At 72.4% G+C, this 25,900-nt stretch carries 23 protein-coding genes; 7 read left to right on the plus strand and 16 right to left on the minus strand.

Annotated features, from left to right (window positions below; translation table 11 throughout):
• Positions 1 to 27 precede the first annotated feature (27 nt).
• The 3 genes from AC5L38_RS27260 to AC5L38_RS27270 are packed head-to-tail and all read right to left on the minus strand — an operon-like array spanning position 28 to position 2,953.
• The gene (locus AC5L38_RS27260; RefSeq protein ID WP_495245661.1) at positions 28 to 975 is read right to left on the minus strand and encodes a VWA domain-containing protein; all 948 of its coding nucleotides are present in this window, start codon (positions 973 to 975) and stop codon (positions 28 to 30) included.
• Positions 972 to 1,919 carry a DUF58 domain-containing protein gene (locus AC5L38_RS27265; protein WP_495245662.1) on the minus strand — a complete coding sequence of 316 codons (948 nt, stop codon included), beginning with the start codon at positions 1,917 to 1,919 and terminating at the stop codon, positions 972 to 974. Before AC5L38_RS27265 ends, AC5L38_RS27260 begins: the two co-directional genes overlap by 4 nt.
• A 29-nt stretch (positions 1,920 to 1,948) precedes the next feature.
• Positions 1,949 to 2,953, minus strand: coding sequence for an AAA family ATPase (locus AC5L38_RS27270; RefSeq protein ID WP_495245663.1), 1,005 nt, complete (start codon positions 2,951 to 2,953; stop codon positions 1,949 to 1,951).
• A 262-nt stretch (positions 2,954 to 3,215) separates the two neighbouring features.
• Here AC5L38_RS27270 and AC5L38_RS27275 point away from each other — a divergent pair, with 262 nt between their 5' ends.
• The 7 genes from AC5L38_RS27275 (at position 3,216) to AC5L38_RS27305 (ending at position 10,524) form a co-directional block, all read left to right on the plus strand.
• Positions 3,216 to 3,980, plus strand: coding sequence for a hypothetical protein (locus AC5L38_RS27275; RefSeq protein WP_495245664.1), 765 nt, complete (start codon positions 3,216 to 3,218; stop codon positions 3,978 to 3,980).
• A 359-nt stretch (positions 3,981 to 4,339) separates the two neighbouring features.
• Entirely contained in the window at positions 4,340 to 4,933 is a 594-nt protein-coding gene (locus AC5L38_RS27280) for a PadR family transcriptional regulator (protein ID WP_495245665.1), read from the plus strand.
• 1 nt (position 4,934) lies between these two features.
• Positions 4,935 to 6,437 carry an FAD-dependent oxidoreductase gene (locus AC5L38_RS27285; RefSeq protein ID WP_495245666.1) on the plus strand — a complete coding sequence of 501 codons (1,503 nt, stop codon included), beginning with the start codon at positions 4,935 to 4,937 and terminating at the stop codon, positions 6,435 to 6,437.
• Between the two features lie 51 nt (positions 6,438 to 6,488).
• On the plus strand, positions 6,489 to 7,400 hold the full coding sequence (locus tag AC5L38_RS27290; RefSeq protein WP_495245667.1) for a DUF2268 domain-containing putative Zn-dependent protease: 912 nt from the start codon (positions 6,489 to 6,491) through the stop codon (positions 7,398 to 7,400).
• A 335-nt stretch (positions 7,401 to 7,735) separates the two neighbouring features.
• Positions 7,736 to 8,128, plus strand: a complete 393-nt coding sequence (locus AC5L38_RS27295; protein ID WP_495245668.1) for a ChaB family protein — start codon at positions 7,736 to 7,738, stop codon at positions 8,126 to 8,128.
• A 192-nt stretch (positions 8,129 to 8,320) separates the two neighbouring features.
• The gene (locus tag AC5L38_RS27300; protein ID WP_495245669.1) at positions 8,321 to 9,979 is read left to right on the plus strand and encodes a catalase; all 1,659 of its coding nucleotides are present in this window, start codon (positions 8,321 to 8,323) and stop codon (positions 9,977 to 9,979) included.
• A gap of 272 nt (positions 9,980 to 10,251) precedes the next feature.
• Complete coding sequence (locus tag AC5L38_RS27305) at positions 10,252 to 10,524, plus strand: WhiB family transcriptional regulator (RefSeq protein ID WP_495245670.1); 273 nt, start codon at positions 10,252 to 10,254, stop codon at positions 10,522 to 10,524.
• Here the strand turns inward: AC5L38_RS27305 and AC5L38_RS27310 are convergent.
• The 13 genes from AC5L38_RS27310 to AC5L38_RS27370 form a co-directional block, all read right to left on the minus strand.
• The gene (locus AC5L38_RS27310) at positions 10,517 to 11,560 is read right to left on the minus strand and encodes a DUF72 domain-containing protein (protein ID WP_495245671.1); all 1,044 of its coding nucleotides are present in this window, start codon (positions 11,558 to 11,560) and stop codon (positions 10,517 to 10,519) included. The two genes, AC5L38_RS27305 and AC5L38_RS27310, sit on opposite strands and share 8 nt — an antisense overlap.
• A 226-nt stretch (positions 11,561 to 11,786) precedes the next feature.
• The gene (locus AC5L38_RS27315) at positions 11,787 to 12,836 is read right to left on the minus strand and encodes an NAD-dependent epimerase/dehydratase family protein (RefSeq protein ID WP_495245672.1); all 1,050 of its coding nucleotides are present in this window, start codon (positions 12,834 to 12,836) and stop codon (positions 11,787 to 11,789) included.
• A gap of 180 nt (positions 12,837 to 13,016) precedes the next feature.
• Positions 13,017 to 13,856, minus strand: coding sequence for a DUF3152 domain-containing protein (locus tag AC5L38_RS27320; protein ID WP_495245673.1), 840 nt, complete (start codon positions 13,854 to 13,856; stop codon positions 13,017 to 13,019).
• Between the two features lie 295 nt (positions 13,857 to 14,151).
• Positions 14,152 to 15,093 (minus strand): bis(hydroxyethyl) terephthalate hydrolase, encoded by a 942-nt coding sequence (bdeA, locus tag AC5L38_RS27325; RefSeq protein WP_495245775.1) that lies wholly within the window; start codon positions 15,091 to 15,093, stop codon positions 14,152 to 14,154.
• A gap of 240 nt (positions 15,094 to 15,333) precedes the next feature.
• Positions 15,334 to 18,249 (minus strand): helix-turn-helix transcriptional regulator, encoded by a 2,916-nt coding sequence (locus AC5L38_RS27330; RefSeq protein ID WP_495245674.1) that lies wholly within the window; start codon positions 18,247 to 18,249, stop codon positions 15,334 to 15,336.
• Between the two features lie 234 nt (positions 18,250 to 18,483).
• Positions 18,484 to 20,163: a phosphoenolpyruvate--protein phosphotransferase gene (gene ptsP, locus AC5L38_RS27335; protein WP_495245675.1), complete on the minus strand. Its 1,680-nt coding sequence runs from the start codon at positions 20,161 to 20,163 to the stop codon at positions 18,484 to 18,486.
• Entirely contained in the window at positions 20,156 to 20,440 is a 285-nt protein-coding gene (locus AC5L38_RS27340; protein WP_495245676.1) for an HPr family phosphocarrier protein, read from the minus strand. Before AC5L38_RS27340 ends, ptsP begins: the two co-directional genes overlap by 8 nt.
• Before the next feature lie 319 nt (positions 20,441 to 20,759).
• The gene (locus AC5L38_RS27345) at positions 20,760 to 21,791 is read right to left on the minus strand and encodes a zinc-dependent dehydrogenase (protein ID WP_495245677.1); all 1,032 of its coding nucleotides are present in this window, start codon (positions 21,789 to 21,791) and stop codon (positions 20,760 to 20,762) included.
• Positions 21,788 to 22,246 (minus strand): PTS mannitol transporter subunit IIA, encoded by a 459-nt coding sequence (locus AC5L38_RS27350; RefSeq protein WP_495245678.1) that lies wholly within the window; start codon positions 22,244 to 22,246, stop codon positions 21,788 to 21,790. The genes AC5L38_RS27345 and AC5L38_RS27350 overlap by 4 nt, the downstream gene beginning before the upstream one ends.
• Positions 22,239 to 22,547 (minus strand): PTS lactose transporter subunit IIB, encoded by a 309-nt coding sequence (locus AC5L38_RS27355; protein ID WP_495245679.1) that lies wholly within the window; start codon positions 22,545 to 22,547, stop codon positions 22,239 to 22,241. The genes AC5L38_RS27350 and AC5L38_RS27355 overlap by 8 nt, the downstream gene beginning before the upstream one ends.
• 3 nt (positions 22,548 to 22,550) lie before the next feature.
• Positions 22,551 to 23,660 carry a mannitol-specific PTS transporter subunit IIC gene (mtlA, locus tag AC5L38_RS27360; RefSeq protein ID WP_495245680.1) on the minus strand — a complete coding sequence of 370 codons (1,110 nt, stop codon included), beginning with the start codon at positions 23,658 to 23,660 and terminating at the stop codon, positions 22,551 to 22,553.
• A gap of 64 nt (positions 23,661 to 23,724) precedes the next feature.
• A complete protein-coding gene (gene pfkB, locus AC5L38_RS27365; protein ID WP_495245681.1) occupies positions 23,725 to 24,666 on the minus strand; it encodes a 1-phosphofructokinase in 942 nt (313 codons plus the stop codon).
• 97 nt (positions 24,667 to 24,763) lie between these two features.
• Positions 24,764 to 25,525 carry a DeoR/GlpR family DNA-binding transcription regulator gene (locus tag AC5L38_RS27370; protein ID WP_389912847.1) on the minus strand — a complete coding sequence of 254 codons (762 nt, stop codon included), beginning with the start codon at positions 25,523 to 25,525 and terminating at the stop codon, positions 24,764 to 24,766.
• Between the last annotated feature and the right edge of the window lie 375 nt (positions 25,526 to 25,900).

Here is a 25,900-nt window from a genome sequence, read left to right on the forward strand (position 1 = left end):
GTGCCCTCCACCGTGGACGTGTGAGGGTCAGGGGATCCGCGACCCCAGCAGCAGGGCCGCCCCGGCGGTCACCAGCCCGGTCAGGATCGCCGCCACCACGAACCACTGGGTGATCTCCTGGTTGACCGTCCGGTAGCCCAGCGAGGTGCCGATCTGCTCGTACACCTGCTTCAGCTCGCTGCCCGACTCCGCCTCGTAGGCCCGGCCGCCCGTGCCCTCCGACAGGGTCTGCAGGGTGGCCTTGTTCACCGGTACGTTCACGTCGCGGCCGTCGATCGAGACCGTCCCCTCCTGGGTGCCGTAGGCGATCGTGGAGACCGGGACCCGCACGGCCTTGGCCGCGTCGATCGCCTCGACCACCGAGCGTCCCGAGGTGTTGTCGCCGTCGGACAGCAGCACGATCGCGGCCGGGGGCGGGTCGGTCACCGCCTGCTGGTCGAAGGAGCGCAGCGACTCCAGGGAGCTGAAGACCGCCTCGCCGATCGCGGTGCCCGCCCGGGTGCTGAGGGTGCCGAGGGAGGTGCCGACCGCCTGGTGGTCGGTGGTGGGCGAGACCACGACCGAGGCGGAGCGGGCGAAGGCGACCAGCCCGACGTTGAAACGTTCCGGCAGGTCCGCGACGAACTTCTGGGCGGCCTCCTTGGCCGCGGTGATGCGGTTCGGCTGGACGTCGTCGGCCTCCATCGACAGCGAGACGTCCAGCGCGATGATGATCGTCGCGCGGTCGCGGGGGATGCGCACCGAGTCGGCGGGGCGGGCCGCGCCCACGATCAGCAGGCTCATCATGACGAGGAACAGGGCCGGGGCCACGTGCCGCCGCCAGCCGGGCCCGGCGGGGGCCACCAGCGCCAGCAGGGGCAGGTTGGTGAAGCGCAGCGCGTAGCGGCGCCGGGCGAACTGGGCGGCCACGTAGCCCGCCACGAGCAGCGCCAGCGCGGCGAACAGCCACAGCCAGACCGGAGAGAGGAAGGTCACCGTGTCGCTCCCGACCTCGGGGGCCGATGGGTCAGGTGCGCCATGCGGCGCTGTCGCAGCACGAACTGGGCGATGTCGAACACCCAGTCACGGTCGGTGCGCAGCACCAGGTGGGCCACCCCGGAGCGGCGCAACGCCACCTGGTTGGCCAGTCGCTGCGCGGCGGCGGCCTCCGCGTACGCCTGGCGGACCCTGGGCGTGAGCTGGATCTCGCGGCTGCGCCCCGTCTCCGGGTCGGTCATGCTGACCAGCCCCACCGGCGGCAGCTCCAGCTCACGAGGGTCGATCACCTCGACGGCCAGCACCTGGTGGTGGGCGGCCAGCCGGCGGATCGGCCGCTCCCAGGGCAGCTCCAGGGCGGGATCGAGGGTGGGCTCGGGGTCGAGGAAGTCGGAGACGATCACCCGCAGGCCGCGTCGCCGCCGCGCCGAGGCCAGGATCTCGATCGCCTCGGCCAGGTCGGGGGCGCCGGCGACGGCGCGGCCCCTGGGGGCGTCCATCAGCGAGTGCAGCAGGCCGTACAGCGCCGGGCGGCCGTTCCTGGCGGGCATCCGGTGGACGTACTCGTCGTGCAGGACGTAGGTGCCGAAGCGGTTGCCGATCCGGCCCGACAGGAAGCCGATCGCCCCGACGGCGGCCACGACCAGGTCCCGCTTCTCCATGCCGGCGGTGCCGAAGTCCATACTGGGCGACAGGTCGGCCAGGGCCCAGGTCTCCAGCTCCCGGTCGGCGATCAGGTCGCGCACGTGCGGGACGGTCGTGCGGGCGGTCACCGACCAGTCCATCCGCCGGATGTCGTCCTCGCCGGGCACATAGACCCGGCTGTCGCCGAACTCGCTGCCCGGGCCCGGCAGGAGCCCCTGGTACGCGCCCTGGAGCAACCCGTCCAGGCGTCGGACGATCGTGAGCTCCAGCCGCCGCAACGCCTGCTCGGCCGTGCCCAAATCAAGATCATCAGTGCCTTCCGGGCCGGTCACCGGGGGCCCTGGTTCCAGACGACCAGCGGGGGCGGCACCGCGGCGAGGATCTGGCGGACCACGTCCTCGGGGTCGATCCCGTCGGCGATGGCGTCGAAGGTGAGCATCAGCCGGTGGGACATCACGTCCACCGCCACGTCGCGCACGTCGTCCGGGAGCAGGTAGTCGCGCCCGCGCAGCAGCGCCAGGCCGCGCCCGGCGGCGACCAGGCCGAGGGTGGCCCGGGGGCTGACGCCGATCTCGATGTTCTCCTGCAGCTCGGCCAGGCCGTACTCGGCGGGGGAGCGGGTGGCCATCACGAGCCTGACCACGTAGTCGGCGACGAGCTGGTGGACCGACACCTGGTCGGCCATGGACTGCAGGGCGGCCAGCCGCGCGGGGTCGAGCACCCGTTCGGGGGTCGGCGGGGTCACGCTCATCCGGTGCAGGATCTCCAGCTCCTCGTGGGCGCTGGGATGGGTGACGCGGACCTTGAACAGGAACCGGTCGCGCTGGACCTCGGGGAGGGGGTAGACGCCCTCGGACTCGATCGGGTTCTGGGTGGCCAGCACGATGAACGGCTTCGGCAGCGGGTGGGTCTCCCCGGCCAGGGTCACCTGCCGCTCGGCCATGACCTCCAGCAGCGCCGACTGCACCTTGGCCGGGGCCCGGTTGATCTCGTCGGCGAGCAGGAAGTTGACGAACACCGGGCCGAGCTCGACGTCGAACGCCTCGCGGGAGGGGTGGTAGACCCGGGTCCCCACGATGTCGCTCGGGACCAGGTCGGGGGTGAACTGGATGCGGGCGAAGTCTCCGCCGACGACCGTGGCCAGGGTCGAGGCCGCCAGGGTCTTGGCCACCCCCGGCACCCCCTCCAGCAGGCAGTGGCCCCTGGCCAGGAGCGCCACGAGCAACCGCTCCACCATGTGCTCCTGCCCGACGATGACCCTCCGGACCTCGGCCAGGGCGTCGCGCAGCAGTCCGGTGTCGGTCTCGCTCGGCAGTTCTTCGGCGACGGTCATGCCGGTATTCCATCAAATGAAAAGGCGGCTCGCACGGCGGGCCCGCTCCGTATTTCCTGACAGTGCCCGCGGCGGGCCCCCGAGGCCCCTCAAGATCCGGGCCGGGTGCCCCCGGCGTGCCCATATGTGCCTTCGCGTGCCCTCCGCGCGTCCTCGTGCGCCGTTCGCGTGCCCTCCGCGGGCCCTCCGCGTGCCCTCCGCGCGCCCCGGGCGTCGGCGGGGGTCCCCGTGGGGCGCGGGGTGATCGGCGGGGTGTGCTTTCATGTCAGACGTGGCCACTCCACTCCAGTACGGTGACCCGCCCCAGCTGGGGCCCTTCCTCGTGCAGGCCCGCCTGCGCGTGGGACCCGCCGGGCTGGTCTACCTCGGGCTGGCGCCCGACGGCCGGGCCGTCTCGGTCGCGGTGCTGACCAAGGGGGCGGCCCTCGACCCGGCGGCCCGCGACCGCTTCGTCACCGGGGTCCGCGACGCGACGGCCAGCAGGTCCGGCGTACGGGGCTGGATGGCCAGGGCGACACGCGGGCGCACCGCCGTGGCCGACACGGTCCCGCAGGTGCTGGCCATGGACGGCGGGAGCGCCCCGTGGGTCGCCACGCCGTACGAGCCCGACAGGGCCGGGGCGGAGAGGTTCCTCGAACCGGTGCTGGTCAGCGGCACGCTGATCGGTGAGCGGCACGGCCCCGACTTCGCGCCGCACTGGGTGGGCGACCGCTCGCCCGCGCTGCCCGCGCCGCCCAAGGGCGCGCCGCCGCCGACCGAGACCCGCCGCTCCGTGATCATCGCCGGGGTCGTGCTGACCGTGCTGCTCGTGCTGCTGGCGGTGATGGTCTGGTTCCTGCTGCGCAAGGATGACGACTTCGAGCCGCTGCCGAGGCCGCTGCCGCCCACGGTGTTCGTGCCGACCCCGCCGCCGGTCCCGGCGACCCCCGAGCCCGGCCAGCCCACCCCGTCGCCGTCGCCGAGCCAGAGCGGGACCGGCACGCCGGGCCCCGAGGAGGGCGACGAGAACGAGGGCGAGCCCATCTAGGCCCGGACGCCCGGATGCCGGGACACCTGGACACCCGTATACCGGGACACCCGGACACCCGGACACCCGGACACCCGGACGCCTGGACGCCTGGACGCCTGGACGCCCGGCCGCTTGGCCGCACCCGGGCGGGACGCGCCCGCCGGGCTCGAAGGCAAGCCGGTGGACGTCCACGTGAAGAGAACGCGTGGATCTTCCCTGCCGGGAAGACCCGCCCCGGTGAGGTGACACGCCCGCCGGGCTAGAAGGCGAGCCCCGGGTGTCCGGACAGATCGATTTCGTGGGTCCTCCCTGTCCGGCTACTCGTTTGCGAGTACTCATGTTTGACTTTCTTCGACTACTCGTGTTTGAGTAGTCGCATGAGCAGTACACGATTGTTCATCCTGGGCGCGCTGGCCCGCCGGGGGCCGATGCACGGTCACCAGATCCGCCAGAGCGCGCAGACGGACCGGACCGAGCTGTGGACCGACATCAAGGTCGGATCCCTGTACGGGGCGCTGCACCGGATGGAGGCCGAAGGGGTGATCGAGACGGTGCGCACCGAGCAGCAGGGCAACCTCCCGGCGCGGACCGTCTACGCCATCACCGAGGACGGCGGGCTGGAGCTGGAGTCGCTGCGCGAGGCGGCCCTGCGTGACACCCGCCTGCGGCCCGATCCCGTGGATCTCGCCCTCCAGCTCAGCTCCGACATGGGCGAGGAGGAGCTGCGGGCCGTCATCGAGGACCGGCATCGCAGGCTCACCGCCGAGCTCCAGAGCTGGCAGCGGCTGAGGGAGGCGGCCACCCCCCACCTCCGCGGCCTCGAACCGCTCGGCTTCGACCACACCCTCGTCCGCCTGCGGGCGGAGATCACCTGGCACGAGACCCTGCTCGAGGAACTGCCCCGGCTTCTCGGCGCCGCCGAGGGATCCCCCGGGACGCCCTCCGGCGACACCGAAGGAGAGGGAGCCTGACATGCCCGCGAAACCACTCGACGTCCTCGTCGTCGGAGGCGGCATAGGAGGTCTGGCACTGGCCCAGGCGCTGCTGCCCTCCGGGGTGAACGTCCAGGTCTACGAGCGCGAGCGTGACGCCGCCGGCTGGGTGCGGGGTTACCGCATCCACCTGAACCAGGTCGGCAGCCGGGCGTTGCACCGGTGCCTGCCGGGCCCGCTGTGGGAGGCGTTCCTCGCCACCTCCGGCCACCCCGGCCCCGGCTTCGGCTTCCACACCCATCGGCTGCGGGAGCTCGTGTTCGTGGAGGAGAGCGTGATGACCGGCGGGGCCGCCGACCCCTCGGGCGGCCAGTACGCGGTCAGCCGCACCACCCTGCGCAGGCTCCTGCTGGCCGGGCTGGAGGGCGTCGTCCACCACGGCAGGACGTTCCAGCGCTACGAGGTGAGGCCGGACGGCAGGATCGTCGCCTTCTTCGCCGACGGCACCTCGGCCACCGGGGACGTGCTGGTCGGCGCCGACGGTGCCAACTCGCGCGTACGCGGCCAGTATCTGCCGCGGGCCCGCCGCGTCGACACCGGCGCGCTCGCGATCGGCGCCCGGCTGCCGCTGGACGACCGGGCCCGCGGGTGGCTGCCCGGAAACCTCGCCGACGGGCTCAACCTCGTCCTGCCGCCGGGCGGGAGCGCCATGTTCACCGCGGCCTTCGACGGCAGGCGCAGGGCGGAGGGCCTCCTCGCCCGGGGGGCGGGGCCCGATCCCGCCCGCGAGGCCGGGGCCGCCGCCGGAGGGGCCGGCGGCGCCGCGGGGGAAGGGGGCCTCACCGATCTGGAGGCCGGCCTCGCCGGGTTCGGGCTCGATCTGAGGTCCCTGGCCGACGATCTGCAGGACTACGTGCTGTGGGCCCTCGTCGCCCCTCGCGGGGCCTATCCGGCCGGGGCCGCGGGCCTCGACGGCGACGGGCTCAAGGATCTGGCCGGGACGATGACCTCCGGCTGGCACCCCGCCCTGCGCCGTCTGGTCGCCGAGGCGGATCCGGCCAGTGTCCAGCTGATGCCGTTCAAGACCTCCGTCCCTGTCGGCCCGTGGCCCGCGACGCCGGTGACGCTGCTCGGGGACGCCATCCACAACATGACGCCCGCGATGGGCTTCGGCGCCAACACGGCGCTGCGCGACGCCGCCCTGCTGGCGAGCGGGCTGGCGGCGTTCCAGCGGGGCCGGGGCACCCTGCCGGAGGCCATCGGCGGCTACGAGGCCCGGATGCGCGCGTACGGCTTCGGCGCCGTCCGGACCTCCGCGAGGTTCACGAAGTTCATGATCTCCGGCAGTCCTCTCGTCCGGCGCGGCGCGAAGGCCTGGTTCCGCCTGTGCGACACCCTGCCGCCGGTCAAGCGGATGAGCTTCGGCCACCTGTGGACCGACGACACCGGCGACAAGGGCAACAGCGGCAGCGACGGCAGCGACGGCGGCGACGACAACGCTGACAGCGCGGCGCTCCCGCGTTCCCCGGTTCCTCGCGGGTGAGCGGGTAATTCGCTTGAGTCTCCCGTAACGGGAGCCTTTAGCATCCCGGGCATGGAAATCATCGTTCACGACACCCCGCGGGCCATGCTGGACCTGGTGGGTCTCCCGCTGGAGCGGCGTCAGGAGGCGCTGCGCGCGATGCTGGCGCCCATGCGCGAGGCCGTCCCCATGCCCGGCGACATCGTCGACATCCACCACACGGGCGGCGGCTTCCGCGCGGACCGCGACGACGACCGCCAGCTCCCCGCGCTGCGGCGGCTGATCGAGCAGGACGTGCGCGGCCAGATCGAGGACGCCCTGCGGTCCGCCTGGAGGCGTCTCCGCGAGGCCGTACCGGACATCAAGGGGCCGGAGAGCCTGCAGGTCATGTTCGTCCTCGGCGACCCCGACGACACGTACCTCATGAACGTCGCCGGCGGCTACTACGGGATGGGCGGCTCGCCGGGCTGGCTCTACCTGCTGGCCTGGCCCTCGGACGACGTCATCGGCAGGATCGCCCACTGCGCGGTGCACGAGTTCCACCACCAGGTGCGCTACCACAACGTGGAGTGGAACCCCGCGACGGTCACCGTCGGCGAGCACATCGTGTCCGAGGGGCTGGCCGAGGCGTTCGTCAGGGAGCTGTCGGGTCCCGAGGCCATGGGCCCGTGGTCGGGGATGGTGACCGGCGCGGAGCTCGACCGCGCGTACGACACGATCACCGCCGCCGCCGGTCTGCAGGGCATGTGGAACACTCCGGCCTACGTGCTGGGTGACACGGCCATGAGCCGGTTCGGCCAGGAACCGGTCGGGGTCCCCGACATGGCCGGCTACGGGGTGGGCCTGCGCATCGTCGACGCCCACCTGGCCGCGTCCGGCCTGACGGTCGCGCGGAGCACGGTGCTGCCCGGGGAGGAGATCCTGCGCAACGCCGGGGTGACCGTCCAGCCGTCCCAGCCGCCCCAGCCGTCCCAGGCGCTCTAGGTGGTCCAGACGGTCCAGGCGGTCTCCGGGGTGCCGGCGCGGGGAGTTTCCGGGGGTCCGGCGGGGGGAGACGAGGCCTGATCCGCAGGCGTGGCCGTCGTTCCCGAAGCGCCACGGGCGTCACCCGCGCGTCATCGACGCGTACGGCAGGGGCAGGACCGTCGCGCGGGCGCTCGACCGGCCGGGAGCCGACACCGGGTTCGGGGGGCCGGCCACGCACGGCTCCGTGGAACGGGCCGTCATCTCCCTGCTGGGCGGGAGGGGGCATGATCGGTGACGGGGTGGGCATGTCCGCGACCGAGGTTGTGACCTGCGACAAGGAGAGGTGACCACGCATGCCGGCACGCGAGGAGATCCCGACCACCCTGCGGCGTTCGCCGAGGAAGGCGCGGGAGACGTGGATCAAGGCTCACGACTCCGCGGTGGAGACCTACGGGGAGGGGGAGCGGGCGCACCGCACGGCGTTCGCCGCGCTGAAGCACTCCTTCGAGAAGGTCGGCGACCACTGGGAGCCCAAGGACCACAAGGGGCCGTCGGACGCCCGCGCCGCCCGGCGCGGGCCCGGAGGGGGCCGGAGCGCCGGGGGGGTGGACGCCAACGCCTCCAAGCGGCACCTCTACGACGTGGCCAGGCGCCTGGACGTCAGGGGGCGGTCCACGATGTCGAAGGAGGAGCTGGTCTCGGCCATCGAGAAGGCGAACCGGCGGGCCACGGCGAAGGCCCGCTGAGCTCCTGAGCACCGGATGCCCGCCCGGGGCGTGTCCCCGGGCGGGCATCGCCATGCGTAAATTGCTGTCCCTCTTTGCGAAGATTCCTCCTCTTTCTCGCTATAAGGCGCTATATGTCGGATAAGGAGGCCGTGTGTCGATATATGAATCGGCACGCCGACAGCGACCGCGGCAGGGAAAGGGAGCGTCGTCATGACGGATGTGTCGAGCATGGGACCCCAGCCGGGCGATGACCGTCCGGTCCTGACCAACCGTCAGGGGCACCAGGTCTACGACAACCAGAACCAGCGCACGGTCGGCGCGAGGGGTCCGGCCACGCTGGAGAACTACCAGTTCCTGGAGAAGATCAGCCATTTCGACCGCGAACGCATTCCCGAGCGGGTGGTCCACGCCCGGGGCGTGACCGCCTACGGCCACTTCGAGGCCTACGGCAGGTTCGGCGACCAGCCGATCAGCCGCTACACGAGGGCGAAGCTCTTCCAGGAGGCCGGGAAGCGGACCGAGGTGGCCGTGCGGTTCTCCACGGTGATCGGCGGCAGGGACTCCTCGGAGGCCGCCCGCGACCCGCGCGGGTTCGCGGTGAAGTTCTACACCGAGGACGGCAACTGGGACCTCGTCGGCAACAACCTGGCGGTCTTCTTCATCAGGGACGCCATCAAGTTCCCCGACGTGATCCACTCGCTCAAGCCGGACCCGGTGACGTTCAGGCAGGAGCCCGGCCGGATCTTCGACTTCATGTCGCAGACGCCGGAGAGCATGCACATGATCGTCAACCTGTTCAGCCCGCGCGGCATCCCCGCCGACTACCGGCACATGCAGGGCTTCGGCGTGAACACCTACAAGTGGGTGAACGAGGAGGGCGAGACCCACCTGGTCAAGTACCACTGGATCCCCAAGCAGGGCGTGTGCAGCATGACCGCCGAGGACGCCGCCGTCGTACAGGGGCAGGAGCTCGGGCACGCCACCAAGGACCTGCACGAGGCGATCGACCGGGGCGAGTTCCCCGAGTGGGAGCTGATGGTGCAGATCATGAGCGACGACGAGCACCCCGAGCTGGACTTCGACCCGCTGGACGACACCAAGGTGTGGCCGGAGAACGACTTCCCGCCCGTGCCGGTCGGCAGGATGGTCCTGGACCGCAACGTGGCCAACAACTTCGCGGAGAACGAGCAGATCTCCTTCGGCACCGGCGTCCTGGTCGACGGTCTCGACTTCTCCGACGACAAGATGCTGGTGGGCCGTACGTTCTCCTACAGCGACACCCAGCGCCACCGGGTGGGGCCCAACTACCTGCAGCTGCCGGTCAACCAGGCCAAGCACGCCGAGGTGCGCACCAACCAGCGCGACGGCCAGATGACCTACCACGTCGACGGGGAGGGCGAGAACCCGCACGTCAACTACGAGCCGTCCATCACCGGAGGGCTCAGGGAGGGGCGGTATCCCACCCACGACGAGCAGGGCCCGGTCGTCTCGGGACGGCTGACCCGCAAGCGCATCCCGCGCACCGACGACTACACCCAGGCGGGCCAGCGCTACCTGCTGATGGAGGAGTGGGAGCGCGACGATCTCGTGCGGAACTTCGTCGACATGCTGTCCCAGGCCGCGCGGCCGGTCCAGGAGCGCATGGTCTGGCACTTCCTGATGGTCGAGGACGATCTCGGGCTCAGGGTCGGGGAGGGACTCGGGATCGGCCCCGACGACGTCTCCCACCTGGAGCCGCTGGCGAGCCAGGACCTGGGCGACGAGGACCGCGAGCGGATGTCCAGACTCGGCAAGAACGGGTCCCGCGACGTGGACGGGCTGAAGATGACCCACTGCGTGCCCGACGAGCGGGCGAGAGCCGAGACGTAGGAACCGCCGCCGGGCCGGAGCGAGCCGTGCTCCGGCCCGGCGGGGCGGGGACGTGAGCGGGGGACCACCGCGCGAGAGGGCGTCCCGGGGAGGCGAAGATGATCCACTCACCCCGGGAACGCGCTGACCAGGAGCTTCACGGACGGAAGAAACCCTCGGTCAAGGTCGCCCGATTTTTCCGCTTAAAAGGTATGAATGCCATTACAGCGGGCACGCGATCCTCAACCTGAGCCGCCAGTACCTGAGCCGTTCCGACTCCCATTTGGACTGCCATGCCTGCTAAGAGCAACGTCATTCCGATCATCCACTGGTCCCGCCGCTCGTCGTGCCTCAGCGAGGACCCCGAGCTGTTCTTTCCCGTGTCCTACGAGGGACCGGGCCGTGAGCAGTACGAGCGCGCCAGGGCGGTGTGCCGCCGGTGCCCGGTGCGAGGGCGCTGCCTGGAGTACGCGTTGAGCACCCAGCAGATGTACGGCGTCTGGGGAGGTACCACCCCTGAGGAGCGCAGGGCCACCATGACCGGGGAGAGACGGCGGGTCAGGTAGCGGCCGCCCTTCCACGTCGACCGGCCTTCCGGCCCTCGCGCGGCTCTCCGGCCTCGCCGTTTCCGTTTGACATCCGCTCCGGTGCGTCCGGTCCGCCTGATTCTCCAAGGCCGGGCTCATCGGGCTCACCGATCTCACTGGGTTCACCGGGTTCGCCGGGTTCGCCGACCAGGGCGCGGAACCGGGTGGCGTTGCGCTGGGAGTTGTCCGCGCAGCAGTTGTTGAAGAGCACGTGGGTCACCTCGGCGTCCTCCGCGAGTTCCCTGACCCTGGCCGCCCACCGCCCGAGCTCCGGCTCCGAGTACATGTACGCGAAGCGCTCGTCGACGTTCTTGCTGGTCCACTTGTCGGAGTGCCCGTGCAGCCGCAGCACGGCGAGGTCGGAGGTCGCGGCCAGGACCGGCGGGATCGACGAGGTGTGCCCCTGCGGCATGTCGACCCCCACGTACGGGAGGTCGTGCTCGGCGAGGAAGGCCAGGGTGGCCTCGCGGTTCTCCTCGTCCATCCAGGTGTGGTTGCGGAACTCGACGCTGACGCGCATCGGCGCGCAGCGCCGGGCGCACTCCAGGATGTAGCGCCTGTTTCCCTCCCCGATCGGGAACCACGGCGGGAACTGGAAGAGCACCGCCCCCAGCTTGCCCGCCTCGTGCAGCGGCTCCAGCGCGCCGAGGAACCGCCGCCAGACCTCGTCGGCGATCTTCGGGGGCACGTCCTTCGGGTAGAGGTTGCGCTGCGGCGGCGCGCCGAGCTCCTCCCGCAGGTCCTTGTAGAGGGAGGCGGGCCGGGTGGGGTGCCCGGTCAGCAGGGAGAACGCCTTGATGTCGAAGGTGAACCCCGCGGGCGTGCGGTCACGCCACGCCTCCACGGTGCTCAGCGACGGCGGGTGGTAGTAGGTGGCGTCCACCTCGGCGATCGGGAACCTCGTCGCGTAGTAGGCCAGGCGTTTCGCCGGGGTGGAGGCGTCGTCGGGGTACCAGCCCGACTCCAGCAGCGACCGGTGCGTCCACGAGGCCGTGCCCACGAGGATCCTGCCCATACTCGCGCCCTCCCTGACAGGCCCGGCGTCCGCCCGGATCCCGTTTCCGGGCCTCGTCCTCCGGGCCCTGAGCTCCGTTCCTCGTCTCCCGCTGCCCGAGTCCCGTCCTTTGATTCCTGACTCCCGAACCTCCGTGTCCCCGCCGGCCGGTGACTGCCCGGGGTAGGGGCCGGGGGCGTCACGCCGGACCCCGGGCCGCTACGGTCTCCTGGGCGTCCCCGGGCCGCTACGGCCTCCGGCCGATCCCGGAGGCCAGCTCGCCCAGGCGTGCGGGGCCGCCGGCGTGCGGCGACAGCGGCGGGGTGTTCATGCCCTCGGCGCTCCGCAGTCCCTTGAACATCTCGCTCATCGCCTCCGTCGCCGTGTAGCGCGGCTGCCAGCCCAGCTCGGCGTGGGCGCGGCCGATGTCCATGATCGGCATTCTGAGCACCAGGTCGACCAGGCCGGGGGAGGCGGGGATCAGCCTCAGGTGCCAGGCGGCGGCGACGGTGCTCCTGAGTGTCCAGCCCGAGACGGGAACCAGCCGGGCACCGAGCAGGTCGGCCAGCACCGAGGGCTCGATCACCGGGCCGGCGGCGATGTTGAAGGGGCCCGACACCGGCCGGGTGACCGCCAGCCGGTAGGCCTCGGCGACGTCGTCGCTGTGGACCACCTGGAAGCGGAGCCCGGGGGTGTCGGGCACGAACGGGATCAGCCCCGGCCGTACCAGCCGCTGCGGCACGAACGGCCCGCCGAACAGGCGCCGCTGCCCCACCGCCGCCTCCCGCTTGAAGATGAAGCCCGGCCGCAACCGCACCACCTTGATGTCCGGGTGGTCGCGCTCGAACAGGTCGAGCACCCGTTCCACGTAGGCCTTCTCCCGGCCGTAGGCGGCACCGGGCCAGCCGTGGGTCGGCCAGTCCTCGGTGACGGCCCGGTCCTTGGGCGCGGAGGAGTAGGCGCCCACCGAGGAGGTGTGCACGAGCTTGGAGACCCCGGCGCGCGCCGCGGCCTCGAAGACCCTGATGCTGCCCAGGACGTTGTTCCGCCAGGTCGTCACCGGGTCACGGGTGGGCTGGAACAGCCACGCCAGGTGGATGACCGCGTCGGCCCCCTCCAGGTGCGGCGCCAGGTCGTCGCCGGCGACGTCTGCGGTCCGCCAGGTGGTCTTGGGCGGGCTCCAGTCCGGCTGCCTGCGGGCCAGGCCCACGATGGATGTGACGTCCCGATCGGCCGCGAGGGCGGACACCACGCTCGTGCCCACGTTTCCCGTCGCGCCTACTACCACTACTCGCATGCCTACCGCCTGCCCTCGGGGGGCCCGGCGAACCAATCTTCGCGGCGGCTTTGCCGTACGTGGAGACGATCCGGTGACGCGCGACCGCCACCTCCGGCCGACCGGGGCCGCCCGGAGGTGGCCGTACGCGCGCCGGCCTCCCGGAGTCGCCGGCGGGAGGACGGCGGGGACGGCGGGAAGTCAGCGGCGCGGAGACGGCCAGGGGTTGGGGCGGCAGCCGTACAGGGACTTGGTCTGCTGGAGCATCACCGGCGCCCGGCGGCCGTGTCCCGGGCAGGGCACGTGGCCGTGGCCGAGGCCGTGGCCGACCTCGTGGCTGATGACGTACTCGCGGTAGGAGGCCACGTCGCGGCCGTAGCCGGTCGCCCCGCTGTTCCAGCGGACCGCGTTGATGACCGCGCGCTCGCCGTTCCAGCAGGAGAGTATGCCGTTGGTCCGCATCGGCAGGCACCGCCTGTCGGCCGTCCGGGGGCTGGTCAGCGAGACCCTGATCCTCGCCGGGCCGCGTGCCACCCGCTTGAACCGGTACCCCCAGCCGCGCCGGTCGTTGAGGATCCGGTGCACCTCGGCGGCGAACTCCTCCACCTCGAACGGCAGCCCCCGTTCGACCTCCACCACGTAGCGGATCACCTTGCCCTTCCCCTTGGGGGGCCGGGCCTCGCCGGGGGCGACGGCGTAGCGGCCCTTGGCCGAGCGGGGGACCTTCACCCTCAGCGGCTGCTGCCGGCCGTTGGCGAGCAGCAGGGGCTCCTTGGCCGGCGGCTGGGTCGTGGGACCGGCGGAGGTCGCGGGCGCGGCCGTGTTCTGAGGGTTCTGGGGGTTCCGGGTGTCCTGGGGCTGCGGCGGCGGGGTCGGCGTCGCGGGCTCCGCCGGTATCCCGGGCGGGGCGGCGTCAGGAGGCGCGGGCCTGTCGGGAACGGGTTCGAGGTGACCGCTCAGCACCGTGGCCCCACCCGCTGTGAAGGTGACCACGATGCTCAGCGCGAGAAGCCACAGAACGGTCTTAGGGTCACGTCTCACTGCGTTCCTGGGCATAGACCGTAAACCTTATTGCCACCCGGCGGTAACTAATCAAACCAGGAGAAAATCCGTCATATGACGGCACTCCAGGGGGGTTTCAAGGGGACTGCGGGGGGCCGTGGGAATACGCCGACGGCGGCCGCGTGCCGCGGCCGCCGTCGGGTCGGGCGTTTCACGGTCTTGCCAGGTGGTTCGCGGTCCTGTGCCGCCGAGGACCACCGCTCGTCGCCGGGGGATCACCGGCCGCCGGCGGGAAACGCGGCCGGGGCGGTGGCCCGGCCGCGCTCCCGGTGTCCTACGAGTGCGGGCAGGTGTCCTGGTACTCGGAGATGCTCAGGTCGAGCCGGGGCGCCGGGCACAGGAACTGCTCGTACCGGGTGTCGTTGTCGATGAACCGCTTCAGCCACGAGATGCTGTACTTGGCGATCGTCGTGTTGGAGGAGTTGGGCGCGAAGTGGCTGGCGCCGTTGAGCTCCAGGTACGCCTTCTCCGACGAGGCGGGGATGCTGTTGTAGAACGGCTTGGAGTGCGTGGTCACCGAGGCGACCGAGTCGTTCTCCGCGCCGATGATCAGTGTCGGGACGCGCACGCCCGACCAGTTCTTGGTCGTGTGCCACGCCGTCAGCGGGATGGCCGCCTGCAGCTGCGGCCGGCTGTTGGCGGCGGCCAGCGTGCCGCCGCCGCCCATCGAGTGCCCGGCGACGCCGAGCCTGCTCGCGTCGACCCGGTTCGCGACCGTGCTCTCCTCCGTGAGGTAGTCGAGCGCGGCCAGCAGCTGCCGTCCCCGGCTGGCGGGCTGGTCGGAGCGGGTCAGCGTGTCGATGTTGAAGACCACGAAGCCGTGGGAGGCCAGCCGCGAGGCGAGCCAGGCCATGCTGGACCTGCTGGCGGTGTAGCCGGGGGCGATGGCGACCCCGCCGAACGTCCCCTGCGCGGTGGACGTCGGGTAGTAGATCGTGCCTCCGCCGAAGCCGCTCACCCGGAGCGAGGAGACGGTGGTCTCCGAGATCGCGAACGGTCCCCTGGCCGACTCGATGAGGGAGACGGTCGGGTCGGGGCCGCGGTCGTAGGGACCGGCGGAGGCGGCCTGCGCGGCCGGGGCCGCGACGGCCTGCGCGGCGGGCGCGAGGGTCCCGCCGGTGCCGAGCAGAGCGAGTGCGAGGGTCAGCGCGACCGTCGTCGCCCGGCGGGAACGCCTGGACGCGGGGGCCTGGGGGGTGGTGCCGTACGGCTGCACGTTGCTGTACTCCGTTCCTGTAGGGGGAACCACGGCGATACGGCGGTCGGTGCCGACGGCCGTTCGTCGCGCGCCCGCCCGCCACCGGGAACGGCGGCGGTACGGTCAGCGTCACCGGGGTGCCTCCTCGGATTTCTGACAGACGCCACTTTCTCGTTGTCAGCCCCGGAGTGCATCGGTGAAATCACCCGTACTCCATCGCGATGGTTAACACCGGGAATAACGGAATCAACCGGTGAATCACGACATCAACCGCACCAGTTCCACCCGGGAACGGATGTCGAGCTTGGCGAAGATGTTCCTGAGGTGGTGCTCGACGGTCCGCGGGCTCAGGAAGAGCCGGGCCGCCACCTCCCGGTTGGTGGCGCCGTCCGCGACGATGCGCGCGATCTGGTACTGCTGCGCGGTGAGCTTCTCGGTGGCCTTCGGGCGGTGCGACCGGACGGCCTCTCCCGCCCCGCGCAGCTCGGTGCGGGCCTGCTCGGCCCAGAGCCGCGCGCCGGAGCGCTCGAACGTCTCCAGCGCGCTGTGCAGGTGCTCCCTGGCCGCGCCCGGACGACGGTTCCTGCGCAGCGCGCTGCCGAAGAGCAACTGGGTGCGGGCCGTCTCGAACTCGGAGAACCCCTGGTGGTGCAGGTCGAGCGCGGCCCTGAAGTGCTCCTCGGCGTCACCGGGGGCGGCCAGCAGCGCGTGGCAGCGCGCGGCCAGCGCGCGCCGGTCGGGACTGCGGGTGCTGCCGACCCAGCGGTCGAGCACCCGCAGCGCCTCCCCGGCCCGCTCCCGGTCGCCCGTACGGGCGCTGGCCTCGACGAACAGCGGGGTCGACATCACCCGCATGACGAGGTGGCCGTTGGTCCCGTCCGCCCTGGCCGTGGCCCGCAGCCGCTTGGCGGCGTCGGCGTGGCGGCCCGCCGCGAGGTCGAGATGGGCCAGCGCCCAGTTGCCGAGGGCCCCCGCCACGCACACGCCGTGGGCACCCGCCAGCTCGATGGCGCTCGCCGCCCTGATCGCGCAGGTCTCCTCGTCCCCCTCGACGGCCGCGGTGAGGGCCAGCCAGCCCAGGTGCTGGCCCGCGCTGTTGGGGCGCCCGCGCTCCTGGGCCAGCCGGAGACCCTCGACGGCGCTGGCGGTGATGGAGGCGTAGCGGCCCATCCAGAGCTCGGCATGGATCATGAACTCCAGGACCTGCGGCACGGTGGAGACCGCCCCGCGGGCCCGCGCGGTCTCCACCGCCCGGCCGCACAGCCTCATCGCCTGCGCGTCGTCGCCGAGCAGCAGGCTGGCCACCCCCGCCCACACCAGCACCGAGGGGGTGCGCACCGAGGGCGCGAGCTCCAGCACCCGGCGGAGCGGATCGGCCGCCTCCCGGTGACGGCCGTCGAAGGTCGCCGCCGTACCGGCCAGATACTCGAACATCAGCTGGGTGGCCGCCGGGTCGTCCGGGCGGCGCAGCGTGGCGGCCCACCGCGCCATGTCCAGGTAGCGAAGGTTGTCACCTGCCAGGTAGCTCGCCTCGCCCGCGCGGATGAGCACCCGGACGGCCTGCCCCCGGTCCCTGTCCAGCAGCGACTCGGCCGCCGCCATCAGGTCGTCCCCGGCGCTGCCGGTCTTCCCGCTGCGCAGCTCCAGGCTGCCGCGGATCAGCTCGGCCTGGCTGCGCACCTCCTCGGAGATCGTCAGCGACTGCAGGCGGGTGAGCAGGGAACGGGCACGCCGGGGCAGGCCCGCGTGCCAGGCGCGGTTGGCGGCGGCGGCCAGGCGCGCGGCCTTGACGTCGCCGTGCGCGGTCAGCTCGGCCGCCCGCTCGAAGGCGAGGAAGGTCGCGGGGTGGCCGCCGTGGGAGCCCGCCGCGGCCGCGGCCGAGGCCAGCTCGTCGGCGAGCGACTCGGCGGGGCCGTCCATCGCGGCGGCCCGGTGCCAGGCCCGCCGCAGCCGCTGGTGGTCGTGGCGCAACATGCCCGCGAGCAGGCGGTGCGCGGCGCGGCGCCGGGCGAGGGAGGCCTCGGCGTAGACGACCGTCCGCATCCCCGGCTCGCGGAAGTCGTAGCGGTCACCGTCACTGTTACCGTCACCGTCGGCGACATGGACGATCACCCTCGCCCTCTCCGCCGGTTCGAGCGCGGTCAGCGCGCACTCCGGCTTCGCGGCGCCGGCCAGGGTGACCGTCTCCAGCTCCGGATCGGCCGCGAGCAGCAGGAGCACGTCCGCGGTCTCGCCGGGCAGACGCGCCAGCCGGTCGGCGTACGCGCGCCAGAGCCGCCCGCTCCTCGGCAGGGTCGCGGGCGGGGCGGCGGCGCCGGAGATCTGCTCGGGGCTCAGCGACCCGGCGAGCTCCCCGATCGCCAGCGGGTTGCCGTGGGCGATCTCCAGCAGCGACGCCCGTACGTCGTCGGCCAGCCCCGGCACCAGGTCACCGGCGAGCCGCCTGGCCGCCTCCTCGTCCAGGGGGCCCAGCTCGAACGCCGTCACGTCGTCGGGCACGGCGGCGCCGTCGCCGTCGTCGGTCCCGAACAGCAGCACGACCGGTTCCCCCGCGAGCCGTCTGGCCGCGAAGAAGAGCGCCTCGCGGCTGGGCGCGTCGAGGTGGTGGACGTCGTCGACGCAGGCCAGCACCGGGCCGCCGGTGGCCGCCAGAAGGTTGAGGACCGCCGCGGGAAGCGCCAGCCCGCCGTCCGCCGCGCCCAGCTCCAGCGCTCGCGTCAGCGCCTCCGCCTGCGCAGGGGGGAGGGCGGGAAGCCGGTCGGCGATCGGCCGGAGCAGTCCGTGCAGCCCGGCGTACGGCAGGTGCGACTCCGCCTCGGTGCCGCGCACCCTGAGCACGACGAAGTCGCCGGTGCCGCTCGTGTGGCCGGTGGCGGTGGCGGTGGCGGTGCCGATGGTGCCGGCGCCGGTGGTGCTCGTGCCGGTGCCGTTCATGCCGCCCGCGCCGCCGGTGGCGGTGGTGGTGGTGTCGGCGGTGGCGCTCGTGCCGGTGCCGCTCGCGTGGGCCGCCGCGAGGTCGAGCAACGCGGTCTTTCCCGTTCCCCGCGCCCCTCGCAGGATCGCCGCCCCCCCGGAGCCGCCACGGGCGGCGTCGAGTAATCGCAGCAGCGCGTCCTGCTCCGTGTCACGGCCGTGCAGCGCCGGTGACCGGGTGGCGGCGGAGAGGGAGGACATGCCTCAGTGTTACGCGCGTGTGTCGCGCCTGGAAAGAGCGGGTCGCGGGGTTCCCAACCGGCCCCCGCTGGCCTGCACCGGTGTACCGGCGGCTTTGTGAAGACCGGTGATTTCACCGATGCGCGCCAAGGGGAATCCGGGGGGGCACCGAGGCGACGCGGCCGGGGACACGGGACGGAAGGGGGCCGGGCCAGAGAGGGGGTTCTGGCCCGGCCGTGGGTGGGGCCGGGGTGTTCAGCGATCCGGGGCGATCGCCTTCCTGGCCTCTCCCGGGTCGTCGGCGGCCAGGGCGAGCCGGGCGTTCTCGCGGCACCGCTCCAGGGAGTGGGCGGCCAGACTCTCCCGTACCGCGAGGATCCCGGGCGCCGACATCGACAGGCTGGTGACGCCCAGCCCGACCAGGACGGTGGCCAGGAGCGGGTCGGCCGCGGCCTCGCCGCACACGCCGACGGGTTTGCCCGCCGCCTGCCCGGCCGCCGCGCAGTCGGCGATCAGCTGGAGCAGCGCGGCCTGCCAGGGGTCGAGCAGGTCGGCGAGTTCCCCGTGCTGCCGGTCGGAGGCGAAGGTGTACTGGCTCAGGTCGTTGGTGCCGATGCTCAGGAAGTCGAGCTCCTTCAGCAGGCGTCCGGCGCGCAGCGCGGCGGCGGGGACCTCCACCATCGCCCCGACGTGGACGATGCCCCGGGCGCGGGCCCGCCCGGCGAAGTCTGCGGCCTCGCCCACCGTCGTCACCATGGGCGCCATCACCCACGGCTCGGCCCCGGTCTCGCGGGCCGCCTCGGCGATGGCGTCGAGCTGGATGTCGAGCACCTCGGGCCTGACCCGGGAGACCCGCAGTCCCCGTACGCCCAGCGCCGGGTTGGTCTCCTCGGCCAGCCCGAGGAACGGCAGCGGCTTGTCCGTGCCCGCGTCGAGGGTGCGGACCACGACGTGCCCGCCGGGCGCGGCGCGGAAGACCGCGGCGTAGGCGGCCACCTGCTCCTCGTAGTCCGGCTCCTCGCGCCGGTCCAGGAAGAGGAACTCGGTGCGGAACAGCCCCACCCCCTCGCCGTCCACTCCCGGAGCCCCCTCGGCAGGGGGGACCCGGCCGGGCGGTGTGAGGTCGGCCGCCGAGCCGATGTTGAGCAGCAGCTTGACCGGGTGGTCGTCGGAGGTCCGGCCGGGGCCCCGGCTGGTGCCCTTCCGGCGGCGGTCCTCCTCGGCCCGGCTCTGGACCCCGGCGGCGGCCTCCTCGTCGATGCCGACCTCCACCTCGCCCCGCAGGCCGTCGACCGACACCCATGTCCCCTCGGCGATGTCGGCCGCGCCCCGGCAGGCGACCACGGCGGGCAGGCCGCGGGCGCGGGCCAGGATGGCCGTGTGGCTGGTCGGGCCGCCCTTCTCGGTGACGAGGGCGAGGACGGATCCGGGATCCAGGTTCACCGTGTCGGCGGGGGAGAGGTCCCCGGCGACCAGGACGAACGGGTGGCCGGGGTCGGGCACCCCGGGGACGGGCAGGCCCAGCACCGCCGCCACGGCCCGGTTGCGGATGTCGTCGAGGTCGGCGGCGCGCTCGGCGAAGTAGCCGCCCGCGTCCAGCAGCGCGCGACGGTGGTGGGCACAGGCCTCGTCGATGGCGTGCGCCGCGTTCTTGCCCGACCTGACGCTCGCCTCCACGGACTCGTGCAGGCCCGGGTCGTCGGCGATGAAGGACTGCGCCTCCAGGATCGCCTTCGCGTCGGCGTCGGGCGCCTTCTCCGCCCGCGCCGCCAGCTCGGAGACGGTGGCGCGCAGCGCGTTCAGCGCGCTGTCGAACTCGGCGTCGGCGTCGGTGACGGGGGAGGGGGCGGGCAGCTCCGGCGGGCCCGCCATCCGGCAGACCCGTCCCGCGGCCAGGCCCGAGCTCACACCCAGACCTCTGAGCGTCTCAGCCACGGGAGTTCTCTTCGGCGTCGAGGTCGCGGGCGAGCAGCTCGGCCAGGGAGTCGAGCGCCTCGTCGGCCCCCGGTCCCTCGGCCTCGATCGTGACCTCCGTGCCGTGCGTGGCGCCCAGGGCCAGTACGGCGAGCATGCTGTTGGCGGGTACGGCCTTGCCGTCCCCGACGCGGATGCGGACGGGTATCCCCTGCTTGGCCGCGGCCTGCACGAAGATCTTCGCGGGCCGGGCGTGAAGGCCCGTGCTTGAGGCGACGACCACTGTCCTCTCCGGCATCTCCGGTTCTCCTTCTGCGCGTTCCGCGCGTTCTGCGAGTGGTGCGAGTGGTGTGCGAGCTTGGCGGTCCTGCCGGGCCTGTGGGCCCGTACGCCCTGTGCGGCCTGGTGTGTGAGGCCCCGCGCGGCCTGTGCCTGCGGCCGCGGTCTGGTGTGTGAAGCCCTGTGTGGCTTGTGTGTGCGGACCCTCGTGCCGGGGCCCATGCGTGCGGGCCGCGGCCTGGTGTGTGCGGCCTGTGCGCGTGCCCTGGCGGCCTGGGTTCGTCGGCCGGTGCCGGTCCCCTCCCGCCGGGCACGGCGGGAGGGGACCGAGGGACCGGTCAGGGTTCGACGGTCACCTTGATGGCCTCGCCCCTGCTGACGATGTCGATGCCCTCCAGGACCTCCGCCAGCGGCAGCCGGTGCGTGATCAGGTCGGCGACCGGCACCGCGCCGTCGGCGATCAGCCGCAGGGCCTTGGCGTTGTGCGCCGGGCTGGACCCGTTGGCGCCGACGATGGTCAGCTCCCGGTAGTGGACCAGGTTGGAGTCGCACTGGATGATCGGGTTGTCCTTGGGCAGGCCGCCGAAGAAGCTGATCCGCCCCTGGCGGGCCGCCATCCGAAGCGCCTGCTCCTGGGCCGCTCCCGAGGCGGCGGCGGTGATGACGACGTCGGCACCCCTGCCGTCGGTCAGCTTGAGCACCTGCTCGACGACGTCCTCGCCGTGGATGACCGCGTCCGGGTGGACCAGACTGGCGGCCATCTCCAGCCGCCCGGCGTTGATGTCGACGAGGAAGACGCGCGCCGCGCCCCGCGCCCGCGCCAGCCGCACGTGCAGGCAGCCGATCGGGCCGGAGCCCATGATCACCACGTCGTCGCCCTCGCCCACGCGGGCCAGCTCCTGGCCGTTGAGCACGCAGGCCAGGGGCTCCGCCACCGACGCCTCGGCGAAACCGATCTCGTCGGGGACGCGGTTGACGCCGTCGACCGCGAGGACCTTCGCCGGGACGATCATGTACTCGGCGAAACCGCCGTCGTAGTGATAGCCCATCGACTCCTGGTTCGGGCAGACGGTCATCCGGCCCCGGAGGCACTCCGGGCACGTCCCGCAGGGGATCGCGGCGATCACCTGGACCCGGTCGCCCGGTGCCCACTCGCCCGCGTCGACGGCCTCGACCACCTCGCCGGCGATCTCGTGCCCCATGACCCTGGGCGGCTTGATGTGGTGGTGACCGTGCTTGAGGATCTTCGCGTCGGTGCCGCAGGTCGAGCAGTTGCGCACGCGTATCTTGATCTCGCCTGGCCCGGCGACTGGTTCCGGCGCCTCCTCGACGCGGATGTCGCCAGGGGCGTAGAAACGGGCGACCTTCACTGTTGTTCGTCCTCTTCGTTCGGTTGCAGCAGCCGGAGCACCTCGGCGACCTCCGTCGCCTCGCGAAGGGCCCTGGCCTGGTCGGGATCCATCAGGATCTGAGCGAGCTCGGCGAGCAGCCGTACGTGGCCGTCGCCCTTGGCGGCGATGCCGATGCACACCGTCACCTCCTCGCCGTCCCAGTCGACGCCGTCCGGGAAGCGCACGACGCTGATGGCGTCGTGCAGGACGGCGTCCTTGGCGGCCAGGGTGCCGTGCGGGATGGCGACCCCCTCGCCGACGTAGGTGGAGATCGACCGCTCCCGTTCGAGCATGGTGTCGATGTAGGCGCTCTCCACCGCGCCGACGGCGAGCAGGGCCTCCCCGCACTGCCGGATCGCGTCATCGCGGCCGGCGGCCGAGGCCGCCAGCCGGATGGCGCGCGGGTCCAGCGGCAACGGCGCCGTCTCAGGCATTGACGGTGCCACCGCTCTTGATCGTGCTGAGCAGCTTGGTCACCGCCGGGTCCCCGATGAAGACCTGGAACGGGATCAGGACCTTGTCCGGAGCCCCGGCCCTGGCCCGGTCCGCCAGGCCCGCGTGGCAGAGCACCACGTCGGCGTCGGCGGGGATCGTGTTGACCGGCGTGTGCTCCACGTGGATGTTCTGTGCCTTCAGCTGCTTGCGGAGCTGGCTGGCGAGCATGACGCTGCTGCCCATTCCCGCGTCGCAGGCGACGACGATCTTGTGTATGTCCTTGCTCTCGATGCTGGGCATCGCTCAGGCCTCCTTGACGGTGGGTGCGGTCTGCGGGTCCTCGGCGGTCTCGACCTCCTCACTGTCGTCCTTGCCCCGCCCGAAGCCCAGGAGCGCCGCCGCGACGACGAAGGAGACGACGGTCGCGGCGAGGACGCCGGCGAGGGTGCCGAACCATCCGCCCCTGGGGGTCACCGCGAGGAAGGCGAAGATACTGCCGGGCGACGGCGTGGCCACCAGTCCGGCACCGGTCATGAGGAAGACCAGGACGCCGGTGGCGCCGCCGGCGATGACCGCGAGGATCAGGCGGGGCTTCATGAGCACGTACGGGAAGTAGATCTCGTGGATGCCGCCGAAGAAGTGGATGATGATCGCGGCGGGGGTGCTGGGGCGCAGCGCGCGGGGGCCGAAGAACATGAAGGCCAGGAGCAGGCCGAGGCCGGGGCCGGGGTTCGACTCCAGCATGAACAGGATCGACTTGCCGGTCTCGGCCGCCTGAGCCACGCCCAGCGGGCCCATCACGCCGTGGTTGATGGCGTTGTTGAGGAAGAGGACCTTGGCGGGCTCGATCACGACCGAGGCCAGCGGCAGCAGGTTGTTGCCGATCAGCCAGGCGACCGCGTCACTCGCGACGCTGGTGACTCCGGCGACGACGGGGCCGATGGCCTTGAGGCCCACCAGGGCCATGGCGCCGCCGATGATGCCGGCGCTGAAGTTGTCCACCAGCATCTCGAAGCCGGACTTGACGCGGTCGGCGACGAGCCCGTCGAACAGCTTCAGGAGGTACGCGGTCAGCGGGCCGATGAGCATCGCGCCGAGGAACATCGGGCTTTCCGCGCCCGCGACGACGCCCATGGTGGCGACGGCGCCGACCACGGCGCCGCGCTGGCCGTGGACCATCCGGCCGCCGGTGTAGCCGATCAGGACCGGCAGCAGCGTCGAGACGATCGGCCCGACCAGGACGGCGAGCTCCTCGTTGGGCAGCCAGCCGGTGGGGATGAACAGAGCGGTGATCAGGCCCCAGGCGATGAACGCGCCGATGTTCGGCATGATCATCCCGGCGAGGTATCCGCCGAAACGCTGAATGGTGGCTCTTGCCCCTGTTCCTGTGACTGTTGGGGTGTATTCGCTCATGTGACTTTGCTCCTTCTGGGGGGTCGGCAGATGGGCCGGCCTGGGGGGTGGATCTATGTCGCTGTCAGCCCTCGAACCGCAGCGGCAAGGTGGGATCGGCTCCGGTGACGCGCACGTCGTCACGGTGGATGTGGTGTGGGGAGGGCATCCGGCTGCCCGGCAGCCCGACCGCGGCGGTCGCCCAGGCCAGCGCCTCGACCAGCGCGCCCTCGCCTCGCGCCCCGCCGGCGAGGAACCCGGCCAGCATGGCGTCGCCGGCGCCGACGGTGCTTCGCGGCTCGGCCACCGGGCACTGGCCGTGCCAGATCTGGTCGTCCTGCAGGAGGATCGCGCCGTCGGCGCCCAGGCTGGCCAGGACGGTGCCCGCGCCTCGCGCCCGCAGGTTCTCCGCGGCCTTGATGGCGTCGCCCAGGGACGAGATGGAGATCCCGGTGGCCTCGCTCAGCTCCTCCCGGTTGGGCTTGACCAGGGCGGGGGACTCGGCGAGCGCCGCGACGAACGCGGGGCCGCTGGTGTCGACCGCGACGTTGATGCCCGCCCCGCTGAACCGCTCGCACAGGCGGGCGTAGACGTCGGCGGGCACCTCGGGCGGGAGGCTGCCCGAGGCGACCACCCAGTCCGCGGAGCTGGCCGCGCCGAGCACGGCCTCGGCGATGGTGTCGAGCTCGGTCGGCGACAGGGCCGTCCCCGGTTCGTTGATCTTCGTGACCGTGCCGTCGGGCTCGGCCAGCGCGACGTTGGACCGGGTGGACCCGCCGACGGGGACAGTGATCATCTCGATGCCCTCGGCCGAGAGCAGGGTGACCAGCCGCCGTCCCTCGTCGCCGCCGAAGGGGACGACCGCGCACGAGCGGACCTGGTTGGCCAGCAGTGCCCGGGAGACGTTGACGCCCTTGCCGCCGGGGTCGAGATGGGCGGCGGCGGCGCGGATGACGGCCCCGCGGGTCAGTGAACCGACCTCGATGGTGCGGTCCAGGCTGGGGTTGAGGGTCAGGGTGACGATCATGCGGGGACCGCCTCGGTCGTACGGTCCCGGCGGGGGCCGGGGGGCGAGGGGACGATCGCCTGTGCGGTCCTGGCGAGGGCCGGGGGGGAGGGGAGGATCACGCCCGTACCACCTCCGGGCCGGCGGCGGTTATCTCGGCCGCGACCGCCGGGTCGAGCCCGGTGTCACTGATCACAACGTCGATCTCCTGGATCGAGGCGAAGCGCGCCAGGTAGGTGTTGGGGAACTTGGTGTGGTCGGCGAGCAGCACGCACCGTTGCGCCGCGTCGATCATCGCCCGCTTGATGGCGGCCTCGGCCGGGTCGGGTGTCGTCAGCCCCTTGGCCACCGAGCACCCGTTGGCGGCCATGAACGCCACGTCCACGTGCAGGTCGGCGAGAGGGCGCAGCGCCCAGTCGTCGACGGTGGCCAGGGTCCGCCCGCGCACCCGCCCGCCCAGCATGATCACCGTCAGGTTGAGGCGGGTGGCCATCGCCGTCGCCAGCGGCGGTGAGTTCACGATCACGGTCAGCTCCCGATCGACCGGAAGCGCCTGCACCAACCTGCCTGTCGTCGAGCCGGCGTCGATGATGATCGCGCCGTCCTCGGGGAGTTCGGCGAGCGCCGCCTTGGCGATGCGTTCCTTCTCCGAGATCATCACCTCGTCGCGGGCGGCCAGCTCGGGCTCGAACCCCAGCCGCTCGACCGGGATCGCGCCGCCGTGCACGCGTCGCAGCATCCCGGAGCGCTCCAGCGCGGTCAGATCGCGGCGGATGGTCTCCGTGGTGACGGCGAACTCCTCCGCCAGTGTCACCACGTCCACCCGGCCGACGGTCCGCGCCCGGCGCAGAATCTCCTGTTGCCGCTCCTCGGCGTACATGCTGTTGATTCACCACCGTTTCAGTGTTGTTTCAGCTTTATTTACACCCGAGTGTGTTGGAACGTCAATGGGTTGACTTCCCCCTAAACCGGCAAGAACATGAAAAACCCCAGGTATTTGCCTGGGGTTGGGGGTTCGAGCGAGGGTGGGGCCGCGGTTGGCCCGGATTTTGGAACGCGTTGGAATCGACGTGGCTCCCGGCACGGGGGGATGTGGCTCTCGGCGCGAGGTGATGTGGGGTTTCGGGGCTATCGCGGCGCGAGGGACGGAGCCCGGGGATCTCCGGGGGCGGAGGTTTCCGGGGCCGGGTGTCTTCGGAGGGCGGGGAATTCCCGGCGTCCGGGGTCTCCGGAGGGAGCGGGGGTTCCCGGCGTG

Source organism: Streptosporangium nanhuense (assembly GCF_059358815.1).